Origin of the sequence: Microlunatus antarcticus, from assembly GCF_014193425.1 — a bacterium.
GTDB lineage: Bacteria > Actinomycetota > Actinomycetes > Propionibacteriales > Propionibacteriaceae > Microlunatus > Microlunatus antarcticus.
Map to the genome: position 1 here is coordinate 1,711,968 of NZ_JACHZG010000001.1, position 25,500 is coordinate 1,737,467.

Here is a 25,500-nt window from a genome sequence, read left to right on the forward strand (position 1 = left end):
GAGCGGTCAGTCGGTGCCGAGCACGTCGCGCCACGAGTAGGTGGGCGTCCAGCCGAACAGGGTCTTGATCTTGCCGCAGCCGAAGGCCGAGGCTGGGTCCTGGTAGTCGTCGGCGAAGCGGTCGTACCCGTCGTAGTACTCGGCCATGAGGTCGCGCAGGCCGCGCTTCGCCCGGGTGTCGGCGGCGGCGATCAGGCACACCTCGTGCCCGGTGCTGTCGCCCTCGAGCGCGGCGCGGTAGGCCGTGCCGACGTCGCGGGCGTCGATGTAGCTCCAGAAGTTCGCGCTGCTCAGGGACGGGTCCGCCCACTCGTCGCGGAACCGGCCGTAGCCGTCGGGGTCGATCACGTTGTTGATCCGCAGGCCGACCCACGCCGTGCCCGGGTGGGCGAGGACGAGGGAGTCGACGATCACCTCGCTGATGTACTTGCTCAGCGCGTACGCGTTGGGCGACGGCCGGCGCTCGCCCTCGTCGAAGGGGATCCGGTCCGGCACGACGCCGTCGGTGAGGAGCCCGGTCGCCATCTCGCTCGAGGCGTAGACGACGCGCCCGATGCCGAGGTCCCCGGCCGCCTGCAGGACGTTGTGGGCGCTGACCACGTTGTTGTCGAACACGCTGATCCGCGCGTTCCCGCTCGGCGACGGGTTGGCGGCCAGGTGCGCGACGCCGTCCGGGCGGTACTGGGCCAGGACGTCGTACACCTGGCCCGCGTCGGTCAGGTCCACCCGGCAGAACTCGCCGGGCAGCTCCAGGTCGGACCGGGGCGCGAGGTCGAGGTTGACGACGTCGTGCCCGGCGGCGGCCAGGTCACGGACGACCCACTGCCCGGCGCGGCCGTTGCCGCCGGTGACGACGATCTTCACCGGTGCCGCCCGTCAGGCTTCGCGGGTCTTGGGCGAGCTCTCCGCCGTCCTGGCCGGGTCGCGCTCGATCACCGGGTCGAGGATCTCGTCGATCTTGGCCAGCAGGTCGGCGTCGAGGGTGACCCCGGCCGCCGCGGCGTTGTCCGCGACCTGCTCGGGCCGCGAGGCGCCGATGATCGCGGTCGCGACGTTCTCGTTCTGCAGCGTCCACGCCACGGCGAGGGCGGCCATCGACAGCCCGGCCTCGTCCGCGAGCGGCCTGAGCTGCTGGACCCGCTCGAGCACGTCGTCGCGCATCCAGCGGGCGATCATGTTCGCGCCGCCCTTCTCGTCCGTGGCGCGCGAGCCGGCCGGGGGCTGCTCGCCCGGCTTGTACTTGCCGGTGAGGACGCCCTGGGCGATCGGCGACCAGACGACCTGCGAGATGCCGAGCTCCTTCGACGTGGGCACGACCTCGCCCTCGATCACGCGCCACAGCATCGAGTACTGCGGCTGGTTGGAGATCAGCTGGAACCCGAGGTCACGAGCCAACGCCGCGCCGGCGCGGAGCTGCTCGGCGGTCCACTCGCTCACACCGACGTAGAGCACCTTGCCCGCGCGGACGAGGTCGGCGAAGGCCTGCATCGTCTCCTCGAGCGGCGTCTCCACGTCGAAGCGGTGCGCCTGGTAGAGGTCGATGTAGTCGGTCTGCAGCCGGCTCAGCGAACCGTGCGCGGCCTCCATGACGTGCTTGCGCGACAGGCCGAGGTCGTTGTGCCCCTTCGGCCCGATCGGTCCGAAGACCTTGGTGAAGATCTCCAGCGACTCGCGCCGCTCGCCCTTCAGCGCCTCGCCCAGCACGGTCTCCGCCTTGGTGTTGGCGTAGACGTCGGCGGTGTCGAAGGTCGTGATGCCGACGTCGAGGGCGGCGCGGACGCAGGCCTGCGCCTGCTCGTTCTCGACCTGCGAGCCGTGCGTCAGCCAGTTGCCGTAGGTGACCTCGGAGATCTTGAGGCCCGAGTTGCCGAGGTAGCGGAAGTCCATGCCTCCACACAACCACGCGCGCACGCACGTGCCCGGTGGCCGGCGTGAGGCCGTTCAGCGTCCCGACGGTGCCGCCCTCTCCGTCAGAGCGAGCGGAGGGCGCGGACGCGGTCGGCCCGCACGCGCTGCGCGAGGGCGCTGCCGGGTGCGTAGAGCTCGAAGCCGTGCGGTGCGCCGGGGTGCACGTGCAGCTCGACCGGCACGCCGGCGGCGGCCAGCCGGGCGGCGTACGCGAGGTCCTCGTCGAGGAAGATGTCGAGGTCGCCGACGTCGAGGTAGGTCGGCGGCAGCCCGCGGAGGTCGGTTGCGCGGGCCGGGGCCGCGTACGGGGACACGTCGTCGCCGCTGGCGTTCCCCGACAGCAGGGCCTGCCACCCGGTGACGTTGTCGACGTAGCTCCAGGTGATCAGGCCCGAGAAGCGCGGGTCGGGCTCGAGGTTGCGGTCGTCGAGCATCGGGTAGACCAGGATCTGCCGGGCGAGCGCCGGGCCGGACCGGTCGCGGGCGAGCAGCGCCACCCCGGCGGCCAGGCCGCCTCCTGCGCTGTCACCCATCACGGCGACCCGCGCCGGGTCCACGCCCAGCTCGTCCGCGTGGGCGGCCAGCCAGACGAGGGCGGCGTAGCAGTCCTCGACCGGGACCGGGTGCGGGAACTCCGGCGCGAGGCGGTAGTCGACGGCGAGCATGGGCACGCCGCTGAGCTCGGCGAAGGAGGCGATGCCGGCGTCGTTGAGCTCGACGCTGCCCATGATCATCCCGCCGCCGTGGAGGTAGAGCACCGCCGCCCCGTCGCTCCGGTCCTGCGGGACGTACCAGCGCAGGAGGATCTCGGTCCCGTCGGCGACGGTCAGCGTGCGGTCGGTGCGGGTGACGCCGACGGCCTGCGGCACCCCGGCGAAGAGGCGGGGATAGTTCTCCTCCGACCGCGCGCGGCGCGCGGCGACGTCACCGACGGCCGGCAGCGGGGCCTCGGGCTGCCCGGCGAACAGCGCCGCCAGGGCGGCGGCGGTCTCGGGGTCCATGGCCAGCGTCATCGGGTCCTCCTCGTCGAGGCCGCGTACGCGGCTTTGCTGATCTTCGCGCAGGCCTTCGCATCCAGTTCATCTCTGAGAGACTCCTCAGTGCTCGGGGCCCGTTCGGGAAGAGCCTGTCATGACCCCTGTCCGCACCCGAGACCGCGCTCGGTACGCCTTCGACAACCTGATGTCGCGCGGCACCCCCGCCCTGGTGGGGCTGCTGGCGCTCGGCTCGGCCGCGCTGGTGGTCGTCGTGTCGGCCGTGGCCTGGCTGGTGACCCCCGCCGACGTCCGGGAGAACGGCAGCCTGCCGGGCGTGCTCTGGCGCAGCCTGCTGGGCGCCATGGACCCAGGCACGATCGGCGGCGAGTCGGGCAGCCGGCTCTACCTGTTCTTGATGTTCGTGGTCACGATCGGCGGCATCTTCATCTTCAGCGCCCTGATCAGCGTCCTCACCGCGGGCCTCGACGCGAAGATCACCCACCTGCAGCGGGGACGTTCCCGGATCATCGAGAACGACCACACGGTGCTGCTCGGCTGGTCCGACCAGGTGTTCGTCGTGCTGTCCGAGCTGGTCCAGGCCAACGAGAGCCGCCGGAGGCCGTGCGTCGCGATCCTGGCCGACCTCGACCGGATCGAGATGGAGGAGATGATCCGGGAGCGGCTGGGCCCGACCGCGAACACCCGGGTGGTCTGCCGCCGGGGCAACCCGCTGAAGGCGGCCGACGTCAGCCTCGTCAGCCCGGACACCGCCCGGTCGATCGTCGTGATCACGCCGCCCGTGCCCGACCCGGACACCCACGTGATCAAGATCCTGCTCTCGCTCGGGGCCCGGCGCTGGGACGGCGAGCCGCCGCCCGTGGTCGCCGCCGTGTCGAAGTCGCACAACCTCGCCGCCGCCCTGCTCGCCGGCGGCCCGGCCGCACAGGTGATCGACGCGGCCGACATCGGCATCCGCCTCCTGGTCCAGTCCCACCGGCAGCGCGGGCTGTGCACCGTGTGCACCGACCTGCTGGACTTCGGCGGCAACGAGCTCTACCTCCGGCCCGAGCCGTCGCTGGTCGGCCGCACCTACGGCGAGGCGCTGGACGCGTACGAGCTGGGCTGCCCGATCGGTCTCCGGTCGGCGGTCGGGGTCGTCCGGGTGAACCCTCCGGCCGACACGGTCGTCGCGGCCGGGGACGAGCTGATCGTGCTCGCCGAGGACGACGTCCTGATCCGGCTGGCGACCGCGTCGACGCCCGTGGTGGAGACGGCGATCACCGCGAGCGACCCGGTCCTGCCACCGCCGATCCAGACCCTGGTGCTGGGGTGGAACCAGCGCGCCGCCACCATCGTCCGGCTGCTCGACAGCTTCTGCGAGCCTGGCTCGCGGCTCGTCGTCGCCACCGGGTGGGACGACCCGACCCCGGCGCTCGAGCCGCTGCTGGTGAACACCGACATCAGCTACCAGCGCTGCGACCTCAACGACCGGCCCCAGCTCGAGAAGCTCGACGTCGGCTCCTTCCAGCACCTGATGGTGCTGTCCGACGACAGCGTCGACGAGCAGGAGGCGGACGCCCGCACGCTCGTGACGCTGCTGCACCTGCGCGACATGGAGAACCGGCTCGGCGAGTCCTACTCGATCGTCACCGAGATGAACGACGACGCCAACCGCGAGGTCGCCGAGGTCACCCAGGCCGACGACTTCGTGGTGAGCACCAAGCTGATCAGCCTGCTGCTGACCCAGCTGAGCGAGGACCGTCGGCTCGGCGAGGTCTTCGGTGCGCTGTTCAGCCCCGAGGGCTCCGAGATCCACCTCAAGCCGGCCGACGTCTACCTCCGCCCGGGCGCCACGGCCAACTTCGCCACCGTGCTCGAGGCCGCCCGGCGCCGGGGCGAGACCGCCATCGGCTACCGGCTCGCCACCGACGTCGGGAGCGCCCCGTCGTACGGGCTCACGCTCAACCCGGACCGCCAGCGCCCGCTCACGCTCACGGCGGCCGACCAGGTGGTCGTGCTGGCCGACGCGTGAGGCTCCGCGTCAGCCCTCACGGGCTGCCCGGCGCTACGGGCCGCCCCGCCAGTGGTCGATGCGCCGGTGGTCGGGCTTGAACCCGTTCTCCACGCCCCAGAGCACCGCCTGCGTCCGGCTCTCGACGCCGATCTTGCGGTAGACGGAGCGGACGTACGACTTGACGGTGTTGATGCTGAGGTAGCAGAGCGAGGCGATCTCGAGGTTGCTCTTGCCCTGGGTGATCAGCGCCAGGACCTCGGACTCGCGGTCGCTCAGGCCCTTGCTGCGACCCGGCCAGTCGGAGCCGCTCGCCGGCCGGGCGCGTGGCGGCGGCTCGGTGACGACGACCTCGCCGGCGTGCACGGCCTCCAGCGCGGCGACGAGCTCGGACGCGGGCAGCGACTTGGACAGGTAGCCGTGGACGCCCTGCTTCTTCGCGTCCTCGATCAGGTCGGGGTGGAAGTTCCAGGTGTAGACGACGACCCGGCGTGCGCGCGGGTTGTCGACGAGGACCTTGATCTCGTCCCGGTCGGACTCGGGCTGGGCGAAGGAGTCGTAGAGCACGACGTCGACGTCGTCCGACAGCGGCTGGTTGGTGTCGATCTCCGCGATCACCACCCGGTCCGGGTACTGCCCCAGGATGTTCGCGACGCCGATCACCACCACGTCGTAGTCGTCGACCAGCGCGACGGTGATGGGGCGGGTCTCGGTCATGACGCCACCCTAGTCGTACATCCTTAGGGATGTACCAAAGCGCTGTCCGGGCTGGCTGAATAGAAGACGAAGAGACCGGAACATCTCCGGCTCTGGCCGCATCAACAACGGCAACTCATCGCAACAAGGAGGAAGTCGTGGAGATCATCGGCGTCATCGTGGCCGGCATCGTCATCGGTCTGCTGGGCAAGTTCGTGGCCCCGGGCAACCGGGACAACATCCCGCTCTGGCTCACCATCGTCTGCGGCATCGGCGGAGTGATCATCGGCTGGTACGTCTACACCGCGTTCGGCGGGAACGGCAGCTCCGGCATCGACTGGACCCGCTGGATCGTCGCGATCGTGGTCGCCGCGGTCCTGGTCGTCATCGCCTCGGCCCTGACCGGCCGCTCGCGCACCCGCACCGCGCTCTAGGTCCCAGCACCACCCGTCACGCCCAACCGAAGGAGAAGATCATGAACCGCGGACTCATCGGAACGATCATCGGCATCCTGGTGATCATCATCCTGGTCATCGTCATCCTGCAGCTCACCTGAGCACGTAGGCGACGATCGGTCGAGGGCCTCCAAACGTGGGCGTGGAGGCCCTCTGCTGTCCCCGGAGCAAGGACGCCGACCCGCTTCGGGCCCCTCGACGAGCTCAGGGGGCGTGCTGGGGGAGCGCGCTCCCTGAGCTCCTCGAAGGGTCTGACGATCGACGCCCCTCGCGTCTGCCGAAGGGCGTCGCGCGTAACGCTCCCTGAGCCTGTCGAAGGGCCTCGAAGAGGTCGGCGTCCTCGGGCGAGGCAGATGCCAACCCGTTCCGGGCCCTTCGACAGGCTCAGGGAGCGTTGCTCGAGCGGGCGCCCTCGGCGAGCTCAGGGGGCCTCGGTCTCTGCCCAGAGCGGGGGAGGAAGACTCGGGGTCGTGCGACGACTCCTCGACCAGGGCTGGACCGTACGAGCGACCGCGGGCCCGGTGGCTCCCGCGCTGGAGGGCGTGGTGGTCCCGGCCACCGTGCCCGGCTGCGTGCACACCGACCTGCTCGCGGCGGGGCTGGTGCCCGACCCGTACCTCGACGAGAACGAGGCGCTGCTGACCTGGATCGGCGACGTCGACTGGCGCTACGAGACGACCTTCACCTGGTCCGCTGACGACGCGGCCGCGGCGCACGACGTCGTGGAGCTCGTCGCCGCCGGGCTCGACACCCTCGCCACGGTGGAGCTCGACGGCCGCGTGGTCGCCCGCACGGCGAACATGCACCGCTCGTACCGGATCGCCGTCACCGACGACCTGACGGTGGGGGAGCACTCGCTGGCCGTCACCTTCGCCGCCCCGGCGCCCGCCGCCGAGCGGGCCAGCCAGGAGCTCGGCCCGCGGCCGGGCGCGTACCGGGCGCCCTTCAACGCGATCCGCAAGATGGCCTGCAGCTACGGCTGGGACTGGGGCCCGAGCCTGACGACGTCGGGGATCTGGCGTCCGATCGCCCTGGAGGCGTGGAGCACCGCCCGCGTCGCCTCCGTCCGCCCGCTGGTCGACGTGCGCACCAGTGCCGAGGGGACCACCGGCCTGCTCCACGCCCACGTCGACGTCGAGCGCGCCCCCGGGTCGTCCGGGCCGCTGACCGTCACGGCCGAGGTCGCCGGCCGGGCCGCCGAGGTCGTGCTGGCCGCGGGTGACAGCAGCGCGACGGTCGAGCTCGAGGTCGACGACGTCGCGCTGTGGTGGCCCGTCGGCCACGGCGACCAGCCGCTGTACCCCGTCGCCGTGACCCTGGCCGACGCCAGCACGACCATCGACGCGTGGTCGGGCGACGTGGGCTTCCGCACCGTGGTGCTCGACACCACCTCGGACGCCGAGGGCACGCCGTTCCGCCTGGTCGTCAACGGCGTCCCGGTCTTCGCGCGCGGGCTGAACTGGATCCCCGACGACTGCTTCCCCACGCGGGTCACGGCCGAGCGCTACGCCACCCGGCTGACCGAGGCCGTCGACGTCGGCGCCAACCTGGTCCGCGTCTGGGGCGGCGGGCTCTACGAGAGCGACGACTTCTACGACGCCTGCGACCGGCTCGGGCTGATGGTCTGGCAGGACTTCCTCTTCGCCTGCGCGGCGTACGCGGAAGAGGAGCCGCTGCGCTCCGAGGTCGAGGCGGAGGCGCGCGAGGCCGTCACCCGGCTGACGCCGCACCCGAGCCTGGTCCTCTGGAACGGCAACAACGAGAACATCTGGGGCCATGCGGACTGGGGCTGGGCCGAGCAGCTCGAGGGCCGGACCTGGGGGTGGGGCTACTACACCGAGCTGCTGCCGAGCATCGTCGCCGAGCTCGACGGGACTCGGCCCTACTGCCCGGGCAGCCCGTACGGGATGGACCCCGCCGTCTACCCCAACGACCCGGCGCACGGGCCAACCCACCTCTGGGACGTGTGGAACGGCGTCGACTACACGCACTACCGCGACTCCGTGCCCCGGTTCGTCGCCGAGTTCGGGTGGCAGGCGCCCCCGACGTGGGCCACGCTCACCCGGGCCCTGCACGACGAGCCGCTGGCCTCGGACTCACCGGGGATGCAGGCCCACCAGAAGGCGGTCGGCGGCGACCTCAAGCTGAGCCGCGGCCTGGAGCCGCACCTGCCCGAGCCGCGCACGTTCGACGACTGGCACTGGGCGATGTCGCTCAACCAGGCCCGCGCCGTCTCGCTCGGCGTGGAGCACCTGCGCTCGTGGACGCCGACGTGCTCCGGGGCGATCTGGTGGCAGCTCAACGACTGCTGGCCCGTCACCTCGTGGGCGGTCGTCGACGGCGACGGGCGCCGCAAGCCCTCCTGGTACGCCCTGCGGAACGCCTTCGCCGACCGGCTGGTGACCGTGCAGCCGCGCGACGCGGGTCTGGCCGTCGTGCTGGTCAACGACAGCGCCGTCGGGTGGTCGGGCTCGGCCCGGGTGCGTCGGCTCGGCTTCGACGGCACCGCGCTCGCCGACGTCGAGCTGGCGTACGACGTCGCCCCCCGCAGCGCGGTGACCCTGCCGGTCCCGGCCGACGTCGCCACCGCCGGCGACCGGGCGGCCGAGGTGCTGCTGGCCGAGGTCGACGGCCGGCGGGGCTGGTGGTGGTTCGCGGAGGACCGGGACGCGGCCCTTCCGGGGCAGGACCTGAGCGCGCGGGCGTGGGCCGTCGACGACGGCTACGAGGTCACGGTCACCGCCCGGTCGCTGGTCAAGGACCTGGCGCTCCTGGCCGACCGGGCGGCACCGGACGCCCGTGTCGACGCCATGCTCCTCACCCTGCTGCCGGGCGAGTCCGCGACGATCACCGTGCGGTCGGCCGCGGGCGTCGCGCCGGAGGCGTTCCTCGAGCCGCTGGTGCTGCGTTCCGCGAACCAGCTGGTCTACAGGTAGCGGCGCAGGTCGCGGACGACCTGCTGCGCGACCGCCTGCTCGCGGGCGTGCAGCAGGCCCCAGGTGAAGCCGTTCTGGCCGTCGGCGCCGGCGAGCGCCCCGAGCTCGCGCAGCAGGCCCGCGGCCACCACGCTGTCCTGGTGCTCGCCCAGGAGCTCCTGGAACTCCTTGCGCGACGCCATGATCCGGTCGGCCTTCGTGCCGAGGACCGGCGCGGCCAGCTCGACGGCGTAGCGGTGGCGCTTGCCGGCCTTGCGGGCCCGGTGCATGAGCTCGTCCGCGTCGGGAGCCCCGCGGCGGTAGGCCCTGGACGCGCTCGACAGACGCTTCTGCGTCTTCCGGTCGGCCCGCTCGACGTAGCCCGACGCCTTCTTGGCGCTGACGTCGGCCGCGGCGGTGAACGGCGGGTCCGCGCGCCAGGCCCGCAGCAGCGCGTCCAGCGCCCGGTAGCGCGGCGAGTCCATCGCCTCGAGCCGGCGGGCGACCGCCTCGCCCCGACGGACCGACACGAGCTCGGCGAGCTGCGTACGGAGCGGGCCCATCGCGAGGTCGTCGGGGACCGCGTCGAGCGCGGCACCGAGCCGCCCGGACTGCACGTCGAGGTCGCGGACCTCGCCGAGGACGCCCGCCCACCACTGCAGCTCCTCGTCGAGCCGGCCCGCCTTGGGCACCTCGAAGAGCTCGGGGAACACCCGGAGGGTGCTGCGCAGGCGCCGGGCCGCGACCCGGGTCGGGTGCGTGACGTCCTCACCGGCCCGGATGTGGGTCGGGGCGTCGACCAGGACGGTCAGCTGGGTGATCAGGTAGTCGGCGACGAGGGCACGGAGCTGGGTCATGAGATGACCCAATCTAGGCGGGGGTCCCGGACGGACAGTGGCCGTGCCGGCGGTACGTCACCGACTTGTCACCTGGGCTGGATAACCTGAGCGGGTGCCCGTCGGAACCGCTTCTGTGGAGCTGGACGAGGACCCGCCCGGCTACCCGCGGGGGTGGGAGGCCGACGTCCTGCTCGCGGACGGCGGCACGGCGCGCCTGCGCCCGATCCGGCCGTCGGACGCCGCTCTGCTCGTCGCCTTCTACGACCGGGTGTCGCCGGAGTCGAAGTACCTGCGGTTCTTCGCCCCCTACCCGCGGCTGAGCCGGCGTGACGTCAAGCGCTTCACCGAGGTGGACTACGTCGACCGGGTGGCGCTGATCCTGACGCTGGGCGGCGAGATGATCGGCGTCGGGCGCTGGGACCGGCTGGAGGAGGGCTCGAGGTCGGGCAAGGCGGAGATCGCCTTCCTCGTCGAGGACGCCCACCAGGGCCGCGGCGTCGCGCAGCTCCTGCTCGAGCACCTGGCCGAGGCCGCCCGGGAACGGGGCATCACCGGCTTCGTGGCCGAGGTCCTGCCCGAGAACCGGCGGATGGCCCAGGTCTTCGCCGACGCCGGCTACCGCGTGCGCAAGGGCGTGGAGGACGGCGTGCTGGTCGTCGAGTTCCCGATCCTGCCGACCGACACCTCTGTGGGCGTCATGGAACGTCGCGAGCACCGGGCGGAGTCCGCCTCCGTACGCCGTCTGCTGAGCCCGGAGCGGGTCGTCGTCTACGGCAAGGGCGACCGCGTGCGCGGGGTCGTCGACTCGATGCTGCGCGGCGGGTTCCGCGGCGAGGTGCTGGCGGTCACCTCCGACGGCTCCGACGTCCCCGGGGTCGCGAACGCCCCCTCGATCGGCGAGGTGCCCGGGAACCTCGACCTCGCCGTCGTCTCCATCGGGATCGCCGACCTGGGCTCGGTCGTCATCGACACGGCGCACAAGGGCGCCCACGGGCTCGTCGTGCTCACCGGCTCGGACTTCGGGCCGCAGGAGAACCGGCTGCTCGTCCAGCTCGCCCGGGCGTACGGGGTGCGTGCGCTCGGCCCCGACGCGCTCGGCCTGATCAACACGCGGCTGGGCGCGGAGATGAACGCGACGCCGGGCCCGATGCCGCGGACCGGCGCGGTGGGGCTGTTCTGCCAGTCCGCGGCGACCGGTGTCAGCCTGCTGAACGCGACGCTGCGCCACGACATCGGGCTGAGCTCCTTCGTGTCGACCGGCGACTACGCCGACGTCACCGCCAACGACGTCCTGCAGTACTGGGAGGACGACGACGACACCCGGGTCTGCCTGATGTCGCTCGACTCCATCGGCAACCCGCGCAAGTTCTCCCGGATCAGCCGTCGCCTCGCCCGCCGCAAGCCCGTCGTGGCCTTCGCGCCCGGCCGGACGCACCGCTCCGAGCACCTCGGGGTGCGGGGCGGGCTCGGGCACGCCCCGGACGAGGCGATCGACGCGCTCTTCCGTCAGGCCGGGATCATGGTCACCCACCGCCGGAACGCGATGTTCGACATCGCCAAGATCGCGGCGCGGCAGCCGCTGCCGGCCGGGGAGCGTGTCCGGGTGATCGCGAACTCCACGACCCTGGCCGCCCAGCTCACGACGAGCGCGGCCGCCGCGGGCCTGCTGGTCGAGCAGCCCGCGGTCGTCCTGCCCGCGCAGTCGTCGCCCGCCGCGTTCAGCGCCGCCGCGCAGCAGGCGCTCGCGGAGGAGACCTGCGACTCGGTCCTGTGCGCCGCGGTGAACGTCTACTCCGAGGGCGTCGACCACGTCATCGCCGCGCTCGACGGCGTCGCCCGGCACGCGTCGAAGCCCCTGGTCGGGGTGTTCCTCGACTTCAACGAGCCGCTGACCTCGATGGGCCCCGACGAGCGCGGGGCGCTGCCGCGCTTCGACTCCGGGGTCGACGCCGTCCGGGCGCTGGCGGCCGTGACGGCCCACGCCCGGTGGCGCGACCGCGACCCGGGTGCGGTGCCGATGCTGGAGCTCGACCGGGACCGCGCCCGCCGCCTCATCAACCAGGTGCTGCGGGGCACACCGCAGGGCCGCGAGCTCACCGGGGACGAGGCGACCGAGCTGCTGGCCGCGTACGGGATCGAGCTCGTGCGCCGCTACTACGTCACCAGCCTGGACGAGGCCTGCCGGGTGGCCGACTCCCTCGGCTGGGACGTCGTGCTCAAGGCGACGTCGTTGAGCGTGGGGGGACGGCCCGACCACGCCGGCGTCTACCGCAACATCGACGACCCCGAGGACATGGCGCAGGCCTGGGACGACCTGTACGAGCTGCTCGTCGCCCTCGGCCTCGGGACCGACGACGCCCTCAGCGGGGCGGAGCCCGTCGTGCAGGTGATGGCGCCGCCCGGCGTCGCGCTGGTGGTGACGAGCCGCGAGGACGCCGCGTTCGGCCCGATCGTCTCGCTCGGTCTGGAGGGCGTCGCCTCGCAGCTCCTCGGCGACACGGTCTACCGCGTGCCGCCGCTGACCGACGTGGACGCCGGGGCGATGGTCCGCGACCTCCGGACCGCACCGGTGCTGTTCGGGCGCAACGACAGCCCGGGCGTCGACATCGGCCGGGTGGAGGACCTGCTGCACCGCGTCGCGCAGCTCGCCGACGAGCACCCGCAGCTGGCCTCGGTCAGCCTCAGCCCGGTCATCGCGTCGACGGGGTCGCTCGCCGTGCTGGGTGCGCGCATCCACATCGCGCCCACGGCCGACCGCCGAGACCCGCTGGCCCGGACGCTGTGACCGACCCCCTTCGGGGTGCAGCGGTTCACCGCGCGGTGGGGCAGACTGGTCGCGTCCGATCGATCCCGACCCCCCGAGGATGAGCTGATGACGGCAGGTAGAGGGCCCTCGGGCGAGGACCGGTCCGTGGACGAGCTGGCGGGCGAGGACAGCAGGCTCGCCGACAGCGTCAGCGCCCTGTCCTCCCTGGGCTCGCACACCATGCCGCTGCGTGAGCTCCTCACCCGGGTCGCCGGCTACGCCGTGAACGCGATCCCGGGCGCCGACGGGGCGGGGCTCACCCTGATCGAGGACGACCGGGCCGACACCATCGTGGCGACCGCCGCCTTCGTCTCCGACGTCGACGACGTGCAGTACGGGCTGGGGGACGGGCCCTGCATCATGGCGGCCCGCGAGGGCCGCACGGTGATGTCCGGCTCGCTCGAGGACGAGCCGCGCTGGGGTGCCTTCGGTGGTCGGGTGGCGGCCCTCGGCGTGCACAGCGTGGTGTCGCTGCCGCTGCGGCTCGGTGTTGACGTGCTGGGCGCCATGAACGTGTACGCGCGGGCCCACGACGCCTTCGACGCTCGCGCCGCCGAGCTCGGCGAGGCGTTCGCGGCCCCGGCTGCGGTCGCGGTCCAGCACGCGCAGGTGGTGGAGCAGACGCGGCGTCTCGCGGAGGAGCTGCTGGCCTCGCTGGAGACGCGGGCGTCGATCGAGCAGGCGGTGGGGGTGCTGATGGCGCGCGAGGGCATCGACGTCGACGAGGCCCGTGCCATGCTCGACGTGCTGGCGCACGAGCGCGGCGCGCCGCTCGGGGTGCTCGCGCGGGCCCTCCTCGCCGACGCCGTCCGGCGTGGGGCCGAGGGCAACGCCAGCGATCGGTGAGCGTTGGCGTATCCTCGGGGCCAACGACGGCCGCACGCTGGTCCGTAAGGCCGTCGGCACCCTGTCAGCACCTCAGCTCGGGCAGGTGACCAATCTGGTGGACGGATCCGCCGCCGGAGTCGTCGTGGAGCTGTCTGCTCAGCTGGTCGACCAGCTCGCGCTGGTCGCCCTGGGGGACGCACGCGACGGGGACGGCCTCGTCTCCGACCTCGACGCCCTGGTGACGACGCTGCACGGGGCCGTGCCGAGCTTTCTGGGGCTCCGGCTGACCCTCGTCCACAGCGGCCTCCCCGTCCAGGTGACGTCCCTGCTCCCCGGGTGGACCGACGGCGCGGCTGTCACGTCGCTCCGGCTGGCGCTCGCCCCGGTCTCGCGGGCCTTCGAGGCGGGCGGGGCCCTGGTTCTGTGGAGCGGCGTGCCCGGCTCGCTGGTCGACCTGGCCGCCGACCTGGGCTACGTGGTCGCGCGGGGCGGGAACGACGCCGGGTCACCGGCGGTGGAGCTGGACCGGCACCTGCCGCCGAGCGGCATCACCTCGGGCGTCGAGGGCCTCGACGAGCTGGCGACGGTCCAACGCGCAGCCGGTCTGCTGATCTCCGCGGGCCACGACCCGGTCGCGGCCCACGAGACGCTCCGCGTCGGGGCCGCCGACCACGGCTCCAGCACGTACGAGTGGGCGGTAAGGCTGCTCGACGAGCACCGGGCCGCCCGACGCAGACCAGAGAGTGCCGGCCGCTCGCGTCCCGGCCCAGAAGGAGGGGACGACCATGACGTCTGAGGAGCTGAACCCGGAGTCGCGCTCGAGCGACCAGCGCGAGGCGGAGGACGACGACCTGGCCGCGAGTCTGCGCGGGCTCTCGGTGCTCTCCGCCGGAGCCCTGCCGCTCGAGGAGATGCTCACGCGTGTCGCCCGGTACGCGGTGCAGGCCATCCCCGGTGCCGACGGGGCCGGGCTCACCCTCATCGAGCACCACCGCGCGGACACGATCGTCATGACGGCGGAGTTCGTCGCCGAGGTCGACGCGGTGCAGTACGGCATCGGCGAGGGCCCCTGCATCAGCGCGGCGCGCGACGGGGTCACCGTGATGTCGGGCTCGCTCGGCGGCGACACCCGCTGGCCCCGCTTCGGCGGGCGCATCGCGCGCATGGGCGTGCACAGCGCGCTGTCGCTCCCGCTCATCGCCAGCGACGAGGTCGTCGGGGCCATGAACATCTACGCCCACGCCAAGCACGTCTTCGACGAGCGCGCCGCGGCGCTGGGCGAGCTCTTCGCCGTCCCGGCCGCGGTCACGGTGCAGAACGCCCGGGTCCTCGAGGACGCCCGGCGCCTCGCCGAACGGCTCCAGAGCGCGCTCGACGAGCGGATGGTCGTGGAGCGCGCGGTGGGGATCGTGATGAGCCGGTCGGGCATCGACGAGGACGAGGCGCTCGCCCGGCTGACGCGGCTGAGCCAGCACGAGCACGTCAAGCTCGTCGAGGTCGCCCGCACGCTCGTCGACGAGGCCGTCCGGAGGGCCCGGGCGGCACCTCACGGCTGAGCGGCCGGGCCCGTACGGCTGCCTCCCTTCGCTGCCGGGGGGCGGCGGGGATGCAGTCGGCGCGGCGGTATTTGACGGATCGCGGTGGAAATAGCAGGCTGACGCTGCGTGCTTGCCCACGCCGCGGGCTCGGGGGAGCGTCCTGACGCTCCTGCGACGAGATCCCGCCCGAGGAAGGCAGCCGTGGACGCCGTTGCACGTCGCACCACCGTCCGGTCATCGCGCCGCGGGGCCCGGCCGTGACGGCCCGTGCGCCGGACGCGGCGCAGGCCCGGTTCTCGGCCGTGCTGCTCGCCGACCTCGCGGACTGGAGCGTGCAGCTCCACGCGCGGAGCTTCACCCGGGTGTCGGTCGAGATGCTGCTGCGCGACCTCCGCCGGTCGGTGCCGTCGGCCCTCGGCTACACCCTCGCGCTGGGCGACGCCGCCGACCTGGCGCGCGTCACGATCACGGTGGCCGACGAGAAGCTCCTGCCGGCGCAGGTCGGCAGCACCATCACCTTCGCCCTGCCGGTGGTGCAGGGCACGTCCGCCACCGCGACGTTCTACGCCGCCGAGCAGCAGGCGTTCGACGAGCTCGCGGTGCTCCTCGCGGGCAGCCCGGCCTGCGGCCCCGACCGGGTCCGTCTCGACGGCGCGCCCGCGACCGACGTCGAGCCGGGCGTCGACGGGCTCGCCGACCACACGAGGATCAACTACGCCATCGGGATCCTGCTCGCCCGGGGGCTGTCCTACGAGGAGTCCCAGCGCTACCTGCACCGGCTGGCGGACCACTTCCAGACGCTCGAGGCGGCGGCGGACCACCTGCTCACGGGCGTCGGCGACTGAGGAGCGGGGCTACGGGCGCCGAGGCCTTGGCCGGTCCGCCTAGCCTTCTGGGACTGCTCCCGCAGTCCTCCCGAGGCGTGGCCGCCGTACGCAGCACCGTGGCCCGACGCCGATCGGTCCCACCCCGGGCGCACCGCTCCGACAGGCCTTCCCCGTGACCCCGCGTCCGCCGTCGTCGTCCTCGGCCCCGGCCCGGCTCGCCGCCGCGCTGCTCGCCGACCTCGGTGACTGGGGCGTCCACCTGGGGACCCGCAGCTTCACCCGGGTGGCGGTCGAGATGCTGCTGCGCGACCTCCGACGGATGGTCCCCTCGACCCTCGGCTACACGCTCGTGGTCGTCGAGACCCTCGAGCTCCCCCAGGTCTCGATCACGGTCGCCGACGGCCCGCCGACGCCGGGGCAGGTGGGCGCCAGCCTCGGCTTCGACCTGCCGGTCGCGCGGGGTGCGTCGGCCGTCGCCACCTTCTTCGCCCGCGAGCAGGGCGCCTTCGACCGGCTCGCCGACCTGCTCGGGGCAGGCCTCGGGACCGGCGGCGTCCGGCTTGCGGGCAGGTCCGTCGAGGTGCTGACGCCCGGTGTCCACGGCCTGGCCGACCACACCACGGTGAACTACGCGATCGGGATCCTGCTCGAGCGGGGTCTGTCCTTCGACGAGGCGCGGCGCTACCTCGACCGGCTGGCCGGGCGCCTCGGCACGCTCCCCGGCGCCGCCGACCACGTCCTCGCCGGCTTCACGGTCTGAGGCGCTCGCGTCGCACCGGGCGTTCTTGCTGCGCTCCTATAGCCTCGCCGGACTGCTCTCGCAGTCGTCCTGAGGCAGGGCCCCCGTCCGACCGCGGTCCGCGTCGCTCGGCTCCTCTCCAGGTATGTCGCTCCGACAGGCCCCTGTGACCTCCCTCGCCATCCCCCCTGCCCCCTCGTCGTCCCGCGCCGGCGACCGAGCCGCCCGGACGACCAGCAGCTTCACCGCGCTGACGCGCCAGGTGCACGAGCTCGGTCTGATGCGCCGCCGCTACGGCTACTACTGGACCAAGCTGGTCGGTGCCACCGTGCTCCTCGCCGCCTGGGCCGTGGGCTTCGTCCACCTCGGGGACACCTGGTGGCAGCTGGCGTCGGCGGTCGTGCTCGCCGTGCTCGTCACGCAGGTGGCGTTCCTGGGCCACGACGCCGCGCACCGCCAGATCTTCGTCTCCGGGCGCTGGAACGACTGGGCCAGCCTCGTCGTGGCCGACCTGTTCGTGGGGATCAGCTACGGCTGGTGGCAGAGCAAGCACACCCGGCACCACGCCAACCCGAACAAGGACGGCTACGACCCCGACATCGCGCTGGGGGCGGTGGCCATCACGCCGACGCAGGCGAACCGGCACCAGAGCCCGGTGCTGCGCTGGCTGGTCGCCCACCAGGGCTGGTACTTCTTCCCGCTGCTGCTCCTGGAGGGCCTGTCCCTGCACGTGGAGGCGGTCAAGCGCGTGACGAGCCGTACGCCGGTCCAGCGCCGCTGGGTCGAGGCGGCCTTCCTCCTCGTGCGCCTGGGCGGGCTGCTCGCCCTCGTCCTCGTCGTCCTGCCGCTGCCCAAGGCCGCCGCGTTCCTGGGCGTCGAGCTCGGGGTCTTCGGGCTCTACATGGGCGCCACGTTCGCCCCGAACCACATCGGCATGCCCCTGGTCTCGCCGCGGCTCAAGCTCGACTTCCTGCGGCGCCAGGTGCTGACCAGCCGCAACATCAGCGGCGGCCGCTGGGTGTCGGTCCTGATGGGCGGGCTGAACCACCAGGTCGAGCACCACCTCTTCCCGTCCATGGCCCGTCCGCACCTGCGCCGGCTCGCCCCGCTGGTCGCCGCACACTGCGCGGCGGAAGGGGTCCCGTACACGCAGACGACGCTCCTGCAGAGCTACCGGCAGGTCGTCGTCTACCTGAACACGGTCGGGCTCAAGGGGCGCGACCCGTTCCTCTGCCCCCTCGTCGCGCAGCGGCGGGCGCTGCAGCCGTAGGAGTGGGACGGCGGACCGCGTCGGGCGAATAGGGTGGGCCGCATGAGGCTGGGCTCCACACGCAGGGACATGCGTGCTGACATCGACGCGACCGGCTACTTCCCGGAGCTGGTGGAGGAGGGCATCGTCCTCGCCGTCGCCGACGAGGACCTGCTCGACTTCGTCGTGCACCACGAGCCGACCTTCGACCACGACGAGATCCACCGGCACGTCACGGTGCTCGCGCTCACGCCGACGCGGCTGGTGGTCGGCCACACCGACGACCAGCCGGCCGAGGCGCCGGCGACCGGGACGTACGCCGCCTCCTCGACCGAGTCGGTGCCGCTGTCCAAGATCAACTCGGTCGTGCTGACCCGGGTCGTCACGCAGCCCGAGCGCTACCGCGCCGGCTCCGACGACGTGGGGGAGACCTGGCTGACCGTGGGCTGGGACGGCGTCCGGCGGGTCGACCTCGAGCCGGCCGGCTGCGAGGACCCGCAGTGCGAGGCCGACCACGGCTACACCGGCACGTTCGCCGGCGACGACCTCACCGTCCGCATGAGCTCCGCCGCGGACGGGCCGGACCGGGTCGCCCGGCTGGTGCGCTTCTCCACGACGCTGCAGCGCGCAGCGGCGGTGTGAGGGTGGCCCCGGGGCCGCCGGCTCCGCTGCTGCCCGCGTACGGACGTTCCACCCTCGCGGACCTGCTGCCCTCGGTGGGGCACCACCTCGGGGTCCCGGGGTGCGACGCGGACGTGCTCGGCCTGCCCGACGCGCAGCGCTACGTCGTGCTCCTGGTCGACGGGCTCGGCCACGACCTGGTCGTCCGGGCCGCCGACCGCGCACCCTGGCTGTCCGCCCGCCTCGGCGACCACCCGCTGACGTCCGGGGTCCCGGCGACGACGGTCACGAGCCTGACCTCCCTCGGCACCGGCCTCCCGCCCGGCCAGCACGGCCTCGTGGGCATCACGTCCCGGGTGCCCTCGACGGGCGAGATCCTCAACGCGCTGAGCTGGGAGTCCGACCTCCTGCCGGAGGCCTACCAGCCGAACCCGACGATGTTCGAGCGGGCGGCGGCCGCAGGTGTGGGCGTCAGCTCGGTCGCCCTCCAGCGGTTCGCCCGGACCGGGCTCACCCAGGCCGCGCTGCGCGGCCCGCGCTTCGTGCCCTTCCCCAGCGAGAAGGACACGCAGCTGCGGATCGACCTCGTGGCCGACGCAGCCAGCCGGGGCCAGCGCACGCTCGTGTACGCCTACGAGCGCGAGCTCGACCACGTCGGGCACGGCCAGGGCTGCGGCTCCGCCGCGTGGGCCGACCAGCTCGCCCGCATCGACGACGTGCTCGCCCGGCTGCGGGAGGCGCTGCCGAGCGACGTCGTGCTGGTCGTCACGGGCGACCACGGCATGGTCGACGTGCCCGCCGACCGTCGCCTGGTCATCGAGGACGAGCCCGAGCTCGCCGCGGGCGTGAGCGTCGTCGCCGGGGAGGCCCGGTTCCGGCACCTGTACGTGGACGTCGACGCCCCGGCATCGGTCGCCCGCCGCTGGCGCGACCGCCTCGGGAGCCGAGCCTGGGTGCGGACCCGCGACGAGGCGATCGACGAGGGCTGGTTCGGGCCCGTGCGCGACGAGGTGCGCGAACGCTACGGCGACGTCGTCGCCGCGCCGACGGGGGACTGGGCCTTCATGACGCGGACGTTCCCGCAGGAGATGGAGCTGGTGGGCATGCACGCGTCGCTGACCCCCGTCGAGATGCGGGTGCCGCTGGTCGTGGCCACCGCCGGGTCGGGCGGACGGTCGTGAGCGCGCCGCCTACGGGGGCCGGGTCGTTCGCGGTGCCGGTCGTCGACCTCGCGCCCTGGGTGGACCCGGGGGCGTACGACGACGAGGCCCGCGCGCGGGTCGCCGCCGAGCTCGACGACGCCTGCCGCGCGGTCGGCTTCGTCCAGGTGCTGGGCCACGGCGTGCCCGACGCGGCCGTCGCGGGGCTGGCCGGGGCGATGGACGACTTCTTCGGCCTCCCGCTCGCGGACAAGCTCGCGCTCAAGGTCCCCGCCAACCGGGGCTACTCGGCGCCGAAGAGCGAGTCGCTGAGCCTGAGCCTCGGGGTCGAGTCGGCCAACCGGATGAACGACTTCTTCGAGGCCTTCAACGTGGGCGTGGAGGCGCGTTCGTTCCTGGGCCTGGGGCTGGACGAGGCCGACTACGGGCTGAACGTCTGGCCCGACGTCCCCGGGTTCCGCGAGCGCGTCGAGGCGTACTTCGTCGAGGCCGGCCGGGTCGCCCGGACCCTGCTGCGGGTCTTCGCCGCCGCGCTGGCCCTGCCCGCCGACCACTTCGAGGCGCTCACCGACCACTCGATCGACGTGCTGCGGATGAACAACTACGCGCTGCCGCCCGGCGAGATCACCCTCGACGGCGAGCTGACGGGCATGGGCGAGCACACCGACTTCGGCCTGGTGACGGTCCTCTGGGCCGACCAGGTCGCCGGGCTGCAGGTGCTCGACCGCGAGGGCGGCTGGCACGACGTCAGCCCCGTCGACGGGGCCCTGCTCGTCAACCTGGGCGACCTGACCGCACGCCTGACCAACGACCGGTGGTCCTCCACCCTGCACCGGGTCAAGCCACCCGTGGTCGACGGTCGGATCCTGCGGCGCCGCTCGGCCGCGTACTTCCACGACGGCAACGTCGACGCCGTCGTCGCGACGCTGCCGTCCCACCTCGACGCCAGCGGCTGGGGCGGCGACGCCGACCAGGCGTACGGGCCGGTCACCGTCCGTGACCACATCGCCGCCAAGCTCGCCGGCTCGCGGCAGGGCCGGGTCAACGTGTCCGCCGTCCGCGAGGCCGCCCGCGTGCGGGCCTCCCGCTGAGCGCCCCATCTCCGATGGCGTCGTTCCGCTACTTCACCGGTCCGATGGACTGCGGCAAGTCGACCCTCGCGCTCCAGATCGACCACACGCACGCCGGCGGCGGGCGGCGCGGGCGGCTGTTCACGAGCCGGGACCGGGCCGGGGAGGCGATCATCTCCTCGCGCCTGGGCCTGCGGCGCCCGGCCGTCGAGGTGCACCCGGCCTTCGGCTTCTGGACGTACGTCGTCGAGCAGCTGAGCGCGGGCGCGCGGATCGACTACGTGATCTGCGACGAGACGCAGTTCTACACCCCGGCCCAGGTCGACGACCTCGCCCGGCTCGTCGACGAGCTCGACATCGACGTCTTCGCCGTCGGGATCCTCACCGACTTCCAGACCCACCTGTTCCCGGGGTCGCGCCGCCTCGTCGAGCTCTGCGACTCGATGGAGGTCCTGCAGGTCGAGGCCCTCTGCTGGTGCGGACGCCGCGCCACCCACAACGCGCGGACGGTGGACGGCCTGATGGTCGTCGAGGGCGACCAGGTCGTCGTCGGCGACACGGCCGACCTCGGCACCTCCGCCGACGACCGCGCGGTGGCGTACGAGGTCCTCTGCCGCCGCCACCACCGCGCGCGCACCACCCGCGTGGTCGCCCAGGCCGGCCTGGCCGAGACCCTCCCCTTCGAGCCCTCCCGCTAGCCGACCCGGCCGGACCCAGCGGTCAACTGACCACTGGTCACCCCGGACCCGGGTCGGACCAGACGGGAGCGACCAGTGGTCGCCTGCGGCCTGTTCTGGAGCTGACGACCCGGTGGAAGTGACCAGTGGTCGTGGGACCGGGGTACGGGGAAGGTGGGGCGTCAGATCCAGAGGTACGGGGCGAGGCGGCGGGCGGCGTGGCGGGTCGCCCACTTGGCGCGCTGGACCGGGCTCTCGTAGCGGGCGTTGTCGACCCCGCGGGTCCCCGACAGGCGCGGCTCGACGCCGAAGCGGCGCTGCACCGCCACCCCCTGGTCGTGGAGCTCGTTGACGATCCGGAACATGGAGAGCTCGGCCGACCCGCCCGGCTCCACCTCGTTCACCGCCGGCAGGTGCGGCCGCAGCGCGGCGATGCCCTTCTGGTTGGCGAAGAAGACCCACATGTCCGCCCAGGGCTTGGGGTAGCGGCGCAGGTTGAAGCCGAGGTCCTGCTCGGGGTCCATGGACCGGACGACGGCGCCGAGGTTCTCCACCCGGTAGCGGCCGGTCACCTTGACCCCCACCGCGCCCGGCTCGGCGAGCAGCCAGGACGAGGCGAACGCGTCGGCCACCAGCGCCATCTCGAGGTAGCCGCGGCGGGTGCCGGGGGCGCTCGGCGCGGCCGGGATGCTCAGCAGCTCGAGCGGCAGCGAGGACGGCACGGCCGCTGCGAAGCCGGACAGGTCGGCGCCGCTGTTCTCGGCGAGCACGATGCCGTCGAGGTCGCCGTCGGCACGGTCCGCGTACGAGCGGAGCGCCTCCTCGTACTGCCGGCGGCGGTCCGCCGGGTCCAGCACGGCGAGTCGGCTGGAGACGTTGGGCTCCGGGACGACGGTCGCCGTCATGAGGAGCACGCGTGGGCCCTGCACTGTCACGGACGTGGCGTCGGACATGCCGACGACTCTGGCAGACGGGTCGGCGGGGGTGGTGGGCGCCGCCCCCGCCGGCCTCAGGCCGCGGGTCAGCCGGGCTTCGGTCCGCCGAACATGATCTCGTCCCAGCTCGGTACCGACGCCCGCTTGCGCCGGCCCGGCTTGCGCGAGGCGCCGGGGCTCGGGATCAGCGGTTCGGGGACGTCGTCGTCGGCGGGTGCCTCCGGCTCCGGGTCGGTCGTCGCCTCGGCCTCGGGCGCCACGAGCTCGGGACGCTCGCCCGGCGCGACCTCGTCGGCGGCGTCCTCGTCCTCTTGTTCCGGCGAGCCGGGCTCGGGCTCGGCCGGGACGAGGACGTCGGCGGCCGGCTCGAACTCGTGCTCGTCGACCACGGGCACCGCCGTGGCGTCGGAGAGCCCGGGGTAGACCCGGGGCGACTCCTCGGCGTAGCCGCCGAGCATGTCGTAGAGGGTGTCCAGCGCGGAACGCGCCTCGTCCGCGTCGACGTCGCCGTCCGCGTCCTGCGCACCCGGGACCGAGTCGACCTCGACCTCGTCGACCTCGACCGTGAGACGGGTCAGGTGGCGGACGACCGCGATCGTGGGTTCCGCGGCCTCGTCGCGCCGGGCGATCAGCGTCGGCTCGTTCCGACCCGCGAAGGCGTCGTCATCCGACCCGTCCTCCGGACCGCCGCCCTCGGACCCGTCGGTCTCGTGGTCGTCGCTCTCGGGGTCGTCGGCCACGAGCTCGGCCAGCTCCTCGGCGCTGAGCTCGGCCGGCGGGGCGGCCTGCAGCACGGCGCCCAGCTCCTCGGCGATCGCCCGGACCATCTCCTGCGTCTCGGCCGCGGTCGCGCCCTCCTCGTCGTCGTCCGCGGCGGACCCGGCGGCCGAGCGCTCCACGTCCTCGTCGCCGGAGAGCTCACGGGTCGCCCGCACCAGGGCGAGCTCGTCGTCGCGGTCGTCCGACGCCGTCACGGGGGAGGGAGCCTCGCCGGCGAGCCAGCGGGCCTCGTCGTCCTCGGCCACGGAGAAGCGGCCCTGCGCGTCGAAGCGGAACTCGGCGCGCCGCGGCTCGCCCTGCAGCTCGTAGTCGGCGCTGAGCAGCCACTGCGAGTCGCCGACCTTCCAGGCGTCCCAGCTGACGTCGTCGCCGTCGACCCCCTGGGCCTGCAGCCGTTCGGCGACCACGGAGCGCAGCGGGCGGTGGCCCGAGGCCTCCCCGCGGCGACGGACCGACGAGCCCAGGGCGGTCAGCGCCAGGTGCTCGCGCTCGGCCAGCACGGGCGCGGCGAAACGCTCGATGCGCTCGGCGTCCATCCCGGAACCGGCGACCACGTCCTCCAACGACTCACCGGCCCGGATCCGGGTCTGGATGTCGCGAGGGCTGAGGGGGGTGTCCATGGGCGTCTCCCGACGTCGGGGCGGGCGTCGTACGACGGCCGGTGGAGCAGGGGTGTCGACCTCGGTCGGTCGGTCCCCGCCCTGGGCCGGTCGGAGGACGGAGGGGGTGTCCGGGTCGGCGGGATCGAGGGCGACGGTGATCTCTTCGCCGTCCTCGGTCACCAGGACGACCGACGTGCCGTCGGCAGTCGGTCCCACCAGTCGCGCGGTGCGCATCGCTCGCGGTGGTTCCCTCCAGTCGGACTTCGGCGCCCAACCTACCGTCCGCGCGGACGTCCGGCGGTCAGGACCCGGCGCGCGCTCTCCGTGGGCTCTGCCCGTACGCCCGCCACGGGGCTTGGGTCCGGTCGTACGTTGCTGGTCATGACTGCGTCATCGCCCACCTCGCACCCGGCCGCGACCACCCTGGGCGAGCTGCGCGCCTCCGGCCACGTGAGCCGCGGCGTCGCCGACGAGCTCCGGGAGAACCTGCTCCTCCGGCTCCGCGCGGGGGAGGACGCGTTCCCGGGCATCGTCGGCTTCGAGGACACGGTGCTGCCCGAGCTGGAGTCCGCCCTGCTCGCCGGCCACGACATCGTCCTGCTGGGCGAGCGCGGCCAGGGCAAGACCCGCATCATGCGCACGCTCGTCACGCTGCTCGACGAGTGGACCCCCGAGGTCGCGGGCTGCGAGATCCACGACGACCCGTACGCCCCCGTCTGCGTCCGCTGCCAGGGGCTGCTGGCCGCGCAGGGCGACGACCTGGCCGTCGCCTGGCGCCACCGCGACGACCGCTACACCGAGAAGCTCGCGACCCCGGACACCTCCGTCGGTGACCTGATCGGCGACGTGGACCCGGTGAAGGTCGCGCAGGGCCGGACGCTCGGCGACCCGGAGACGGTCCACTACGGGCTGGTCCCGCGGGCCAACCGCGGGCTGTTCGGGCTGAACGAGCTGCCCGACCTCGCCGAACGCATCCAGGTCGCGCTCTTCAACGTGCTCGAGGAGCGCGACATCCAGGTCCGCGGCTACTCGCTGCGGCTGCCGCTGGACGTGTTCCTGGTGGCGACGGCCAACCCCGAGGACTACACCAACCGCGGCCGGATCATCACGCCGCTGAAGGACCGCTTCGGCGCCGAGATCCGCACGCACTACCTCTCCGAGGTCTCCGACGAGGTCACGCTGCTCCGTCAGGAGGCCGGCCTCGTGGCCGAGGTCGGCGACCACCTGCTCGAGGTGCTCGCCCGGTTCGTCCACCTGCTGCGCGAGTCCAGCTCGGTCGACCAGCGGTCCGGGGTGTCGGCCCGCTTCGCCATCGCCGCGGCCGAGGGCGTCGCCGCCTCCGCGCTGCGCCGCGCCGCCCGTACGGGTGACTCGAACGACGCCGGCGCGGTCGCCCGGGTCTGCGACCTCGGTCCGGTCCTGCCGACGCTGCTGGGCAAGATCGAGTTCGAGATGGGGGAGGAGGGCCGCGAGCGCGCCGTCCTAGACCACCTGCTCCGCCTCGCCGTCGCGGCCACGTTCCGGGAGCGGCTCTCGGGGCTGGACCTGTCCGGCTTCACGTCCGTCTTCGCCGAGGGCGCGGTCGTCGAGACCGGTGACCTCGTGCCCGCCGCCGACGTGCTGTCCCAGCTCGGGACCGTTCCCGGGCTGGCGAAGGTCCTCGACCGCCTCGGCTACGGCGACGCCGCCTCCCGCGGCCAGGTCGCCGCGGCCGTCGAGTTCGTCCTCGAGGGACTCCACCTGACGCGTCGCATCGAGAAGGAGACCGTCGACGGCCGTACGGTGTACGGCGCCGCCTGAGCGTCCGCGCTCGCCCACCACGTCCCCGGGAACGAGTCGTCACCCTGTCCTCCACCACCAGCACGGT

22 protein-coding genes are annotated in these 25,500 nt (G+C 73.4%); 15 read left to right on the forward strand and 7 right to left on the reverse strand.

Annotated features, from left to right (window positions below):
• Positions 1–6: 6 nt before the first annotated feature.
• From FHX39_RS07910 to FHX39_RS07920, 3 genes are all read right to left on the reverse strand, one after another.
• On the reverse strand, positions 7–864 hold the full coding sequence (locus tag FHX39_RS07910; RefSeq protein ID WP_183337553.1) for an NAD-dependent epimerase/dehydratase family protein: 858 nt from the start codon (positions 862–864) through the stop codon (positions 7–9).
• A 12-nt stretch (positions 865–876) separates the two neighbouring features.
• Entirely contained in the window at positions 877–1,887 is a 1,011-nt protein-coding gene (locus FHX39_RS07915; RefSeq protein ID WP_183337554.1) for an aldo/keto reductase family protein, read from the reverse strand.
• Positions 1,888–1,970: 83 nt separating this feature from the next.
• On the reverse strand, positions 1,971–2,921 hold the full coding sequence (locus FHX39_RS07920; RefSeq protein WP_183337555.1) for an alpha/beta hydrolase: 951 nt from the start codon (positions 2,919–2,921) through the stop codon (positions 1,971–1,973).
• A gap of 118 nt (positions 2,922–3,039) precedes the next feature.
• Between FHX39_RS07920 and FHX39_RS07925 the strand changes: the two genes are divergently transcribed.
• Positions 3,040–4,917 (forward strand): CASTOR/POLLUX-related putative ion channel, encoded by a 1,878-nt coding sequence (locus FHX39_RS07925; RefSeq protein ID WP_183337556.1) that lies wholly within the window; start codon positions 3,040–3,042, stop codon positions 4,915–4,917.
• A 33-nt stretch (positions 4,918–4,950) separates the two neighbouring features.
• Here the strand turns inward: FHX39_RS07925 and FHX39_RS07930 are convergent, their stop codons facing one another.
• Positions 4,951–5,613, reverse strand: a complete 663-nt coding sequence (locus tag FHX39_RS07930) for a LuxR C-terminal-related transcriptional regulator (protein ID WP_183337557.1) — start codon at positions 5,611–5,613, stop codon at positions 4,951–4,953.
• 137 nt (positions 5,614–5,750) lie between these two features.
• Here FHX39_RS07930 and FHX39_RS07935 point away from each other — a divergent pair, with 137 nt between their 5' ends.
• On the forward strand, positions 5,751–6,026 hold the full coding sequence (locus FHX39_RS07935; protein WP_183337558.1) for a GlsB/YeaQ/YmgE family stress response membrane protein: 276 nt from the start codon (positions 5,751–5,753) through the stop codon (positions 6,024–6,026).
• Positions 6,027–6,517: 491 nt separating this feature from the next.
• Positions 6,518–8,983: a glycoside hydrolase family 2 protein gene (locus tag FHX39_RS07940; RefSeq protein WP_198423299.1), complete on the forward strand. Its 2,466-nt coding sequence runs from the start codon at positions 6,518–6,520 to the stop codon at positions 8,981–8,983.
• On the opposite strand, the gene FHX39_RS07945 is transcribed toward FHX39_RS07940, so the two are convergent.
• Positions 8,974–9,819: a CHAD domain-containing protein gene (locus FHX39_RS07945; RefSeq protein WP_183337560.1), complete on the reverse strand. Its 846-nt coding sequence runs from the start codon at positions 9,817–9,819 to the stop codon at positions 8,974–8,976. The genes FHX39_RS07940 and FHX39_RS07945 overlap by 10 nt on opposite strands.
• 94 nt (positions 9,820–9,913) lie before the next feature.
• Between FHX39_RS07945 and FHX39_RS07950 the strand changes: the two genes are divergently transcribed.
• From FHX39_RS07950 to FHX39_RS08000, 11 genes are all read left to right on the forward strand, one after another.
• Positions 9,914–12,586, forward strand: a complete 2,673-nt coding sequence (locus FHX39_RS07950) for a GNAT family N-acetyltransferase (RefSeq protein ID WP_332836726.1) — start codon at positions 9,914–9,916, stop codon at positions 12,584–12,586.
• 87 nt (positions 12,587–12,673) lie between these two features.
• A complete protein-coding gene (locus tag FHX39_RS07955; RefSeq protein ID WP_183337561.1) occupies positions 12,674–13,453 on the forward strand; it encodes a GAF and ANTAR domain-containing protein in 780 nt (259 codons plus the stop codon).
• Between the two features lie 85 nt (positions 13,454–13,538).
• Complete coding sequence (locus FHX39_RS07960) at positions 13,539–14,231, forward strand: hypothetical protein (protein ID WP_183337562.1); 693 nt, start codon at positions 13,539–13,541, stop codon at positions 14,229–14,231.
• Positions 14,221–14,991: a GAF and ANTAR domain-containing protein gene (locus FHX39_RS07965; protein ID WP_183337563.1), complete on the forward strand. Its 771-nt coding sequence runs from the start codon at positions 14,221–14,223 to the stop codon at positions 14,989–14,991. Before FHX39_RS07960 ends, FHX39_RS07965 begins: the two co-directional genes overlap by 11 nt.
• A gap of 239 nt (positions 14,992–15,230) precedes the next feature.
• Entirely contained in the window at positions 15,231–15,818 is a 588-nt protein-coding gene (locus FHX39_RS07970) for a hypothetical protein (protein WP_183337564.1), read from the forward strand.
• 154 nt (positions 15,819–15,972) lie between these two features.
• Positions 15,973–16,560 carry a hypothetical protein gene (locus FHX39_RS07975; protein ID WP_183337565.1) on the forward strand — a complete coding sequence of 196 codons (588 nt, stop codon included), beginning with the start codon at positions 15,973–15,975 and terminating at the stop codon, positions 16,558–16,560.
• A 145-nt stretch (positions 16,561–16,705) separates the two neighbouring features.
• Complete coding sequence (locus FHX39_RS07980; protein WP_332836727.1) at positions 16,706–17,809, forward strand: fatty acid desaturase family protein; 1,104 nt, start codon at positions 16,706–16,708, stop codon at positions 17,807–17,809.
• A gap of 69 nt (positions 17,810–17,878) precedes the next feature.
• Positions 17,879–18,430 (forward strand): DUF5998 family protein, encoded by a 552-nt coding sequence (locus FHX39_RS07985; RefSeq protein WP_232530597.1) that lies wholly within the window; start codon positions 17,879–17,881, stop codon positions 18,428–18,430.
• Positions 18,431–18,432: 2 nt separating this feature from the next.
• On the forward strand, positions 18,433–19,590 hold the full coding sequence (locus FHX39_RS07990) for an alkaline phosphatase family protein (protein ID WP_183337568.1): 1,158 nt from the start codon (positions 18,433–18,435) through the stop codon (positions 19,588–19,590).
• Positions 19,587–20,660 carry an isopenicillin N synthase family dioxygenase gene (locus tag FHX39_RS22065; RefSeq protein ID WP_183337569.1) on the forward strand — a complete coding sequence of 358 codons (1,074 nt, stop codon included), beginning with the start codon at positions 19,587–19,589 and terminating at the stop codon, positions 20,658–20,660. Before FHX39_RS07990 ends, FHX39_RS22065 begins: the two co-directional genes overlap by 4 nt.
• Before the next feature lie 14 nt (positions 20,661–20,674).
• Complete coding sequence (locus FHX39_RS08000; protein WP_183337570.1) at positions 20,675–21,337, forward strand: thymidine kinase; 663 nt, start codon at positions 20,675–20,677, stop codon at positions 21,335–21,337.
• 161 nt (positions 21,338–21,498) lie between these two features.
• Here FHX39_RS08000 and FHX39_RS08005 read toward each other — a convergent pair whose 3' ends face one another.
• Positions 21,499–22,269 carry a hypothetical protein gene (locus FHX39_RS08005; RefSeq protein WP_183337571.1) on the reverse strand — a complete coding sequence of 257 codons (771 nt, stop codon included), beginning with the start codon at positions 22,267–22,269 and terminating at the stop codon, positions 21,499–21,501.
• Positions 22,270–22,337: 68 nt separating this feature from the next.
• Positions 22,338–23,867, reverse strand: coding sequence for a septation protein SepH (gene sepH, locus FHX39_RS08010; RefSeq protein ID WP_232530598.1), 1,530 nt, complete (start codon positions 23,865–23,867; stop codon positions 22,338–22,340).
• A gap of 147 nt (positions 23,868–24,014) precedes the next feature.
• On the opposite strand from sepH, the gene FHX39_RS08015 reads away from it, so the two are divergent.
• Complete coding sequence (locus tag FHX39_RS08015) at positions 24,015–25,433, forward strand: sigma 54-interacting transcriptional regulator (RefSeq protein WP_183337573.1); 1,419 nt, start codon at positions 24,015–24,017, stop codon at positions 25,431–25,433.
• Positions 25,434–25,500 lie beyond the last annotated feature (67 nt).

What these genes read in the sequence shown, in the direction of transcription:
- FHX39_RS08005 (WP_183337571.1), bottom strand. Translation starts at nt 22,269, where the DNA reads ATGTCCGACGCCACGTCCGTGACAGTGCAGGGCCCACGCGTGCTCCTC.
- FHX39_RS07925 (WP_183337556.1), top strand. Translation starts at nt 3,040, where the DNA reads ATGACCCCTGTCCGCACCCGAGACCGCGCTCGGTACGCCTTCGACAAC.
- FHX39_RS07945 (WP_183337560.1), bottom strand. Translation starts at nt 9,819, where the DNA reads ATGACCCAGCTCCGTGCCCTCGTCGCCGACTACCTGATCACCCAGCTG.
- FHX39_RS07985 (WP_232530597.1), top strand. Translation starts at nt 17,879, where the DNA reads ATGCGTGCTGACATCGACGCGACCGGCTACTTCCCGGAGCTGGTGGAG.
- FHX39_RS07920 (WP_183337555.1), bottom strand. Translation starts at nt 2,921, where the DNA reads ATGACGCTGGCCATGGACCCCGAGACCGCCGCCGCCCTGGCGGCGCTG.
- FHX39_RS07955 (WP_183337561.1), top strand. Translation starts at nt 12,674, where the DNA reads ATGACGGCAGGTAGAGGGCCCTCGGGCGAGGACCGGTCCGTGGACGAG.
- sepH (WP_232530598.1), bottom strand. Translation starts at nt 23,867, where the DNA reads ATGCGCACCGCGCGACTGGTGGGACCGACTGCCGACGGCACGTCGGTC.
- FHX39_RS07915 (WP_183337554.1), bottom strand. Translation starts at nt 1,887, where the DNA reads ATGGACTTCCGCTACCTCGGCAACTCGGGCCTCAAGATCTCCGAGGTC.
- FHX39_RS08000 (WP_183337570.1), top strand. Translation starts at nt 20,675, where the DNA reads ATGGCGTCGTTCCGCTACTTCACCGGTCCGATGGACTGCGGCAAGTCG.
- FHX39_RS07965 (WP_183337563.1), top strand. Translation starts at nt 14,221, where the DNA reads ATGACGTCTGAGGAGCTGAACCCGGAGTCGCGCTCGAGCGACCAGCGC.
- FHX39_RS08015 (WP_183337573.1), top strand. Translation starts at nt 24,015, where the DNA reads ATGACTGCGTCATCGCCCACCTCGCACCCGGCCGCGACCACCCTGGGC.
- FHX39_RS07930 (WP_183337557.1), bottom strand. Translation starts at nt 5,613, where the DNA reads ATGACCGAGACCCGCCCCATCACCGTCGCGCTGGTCGACGACTACGAC.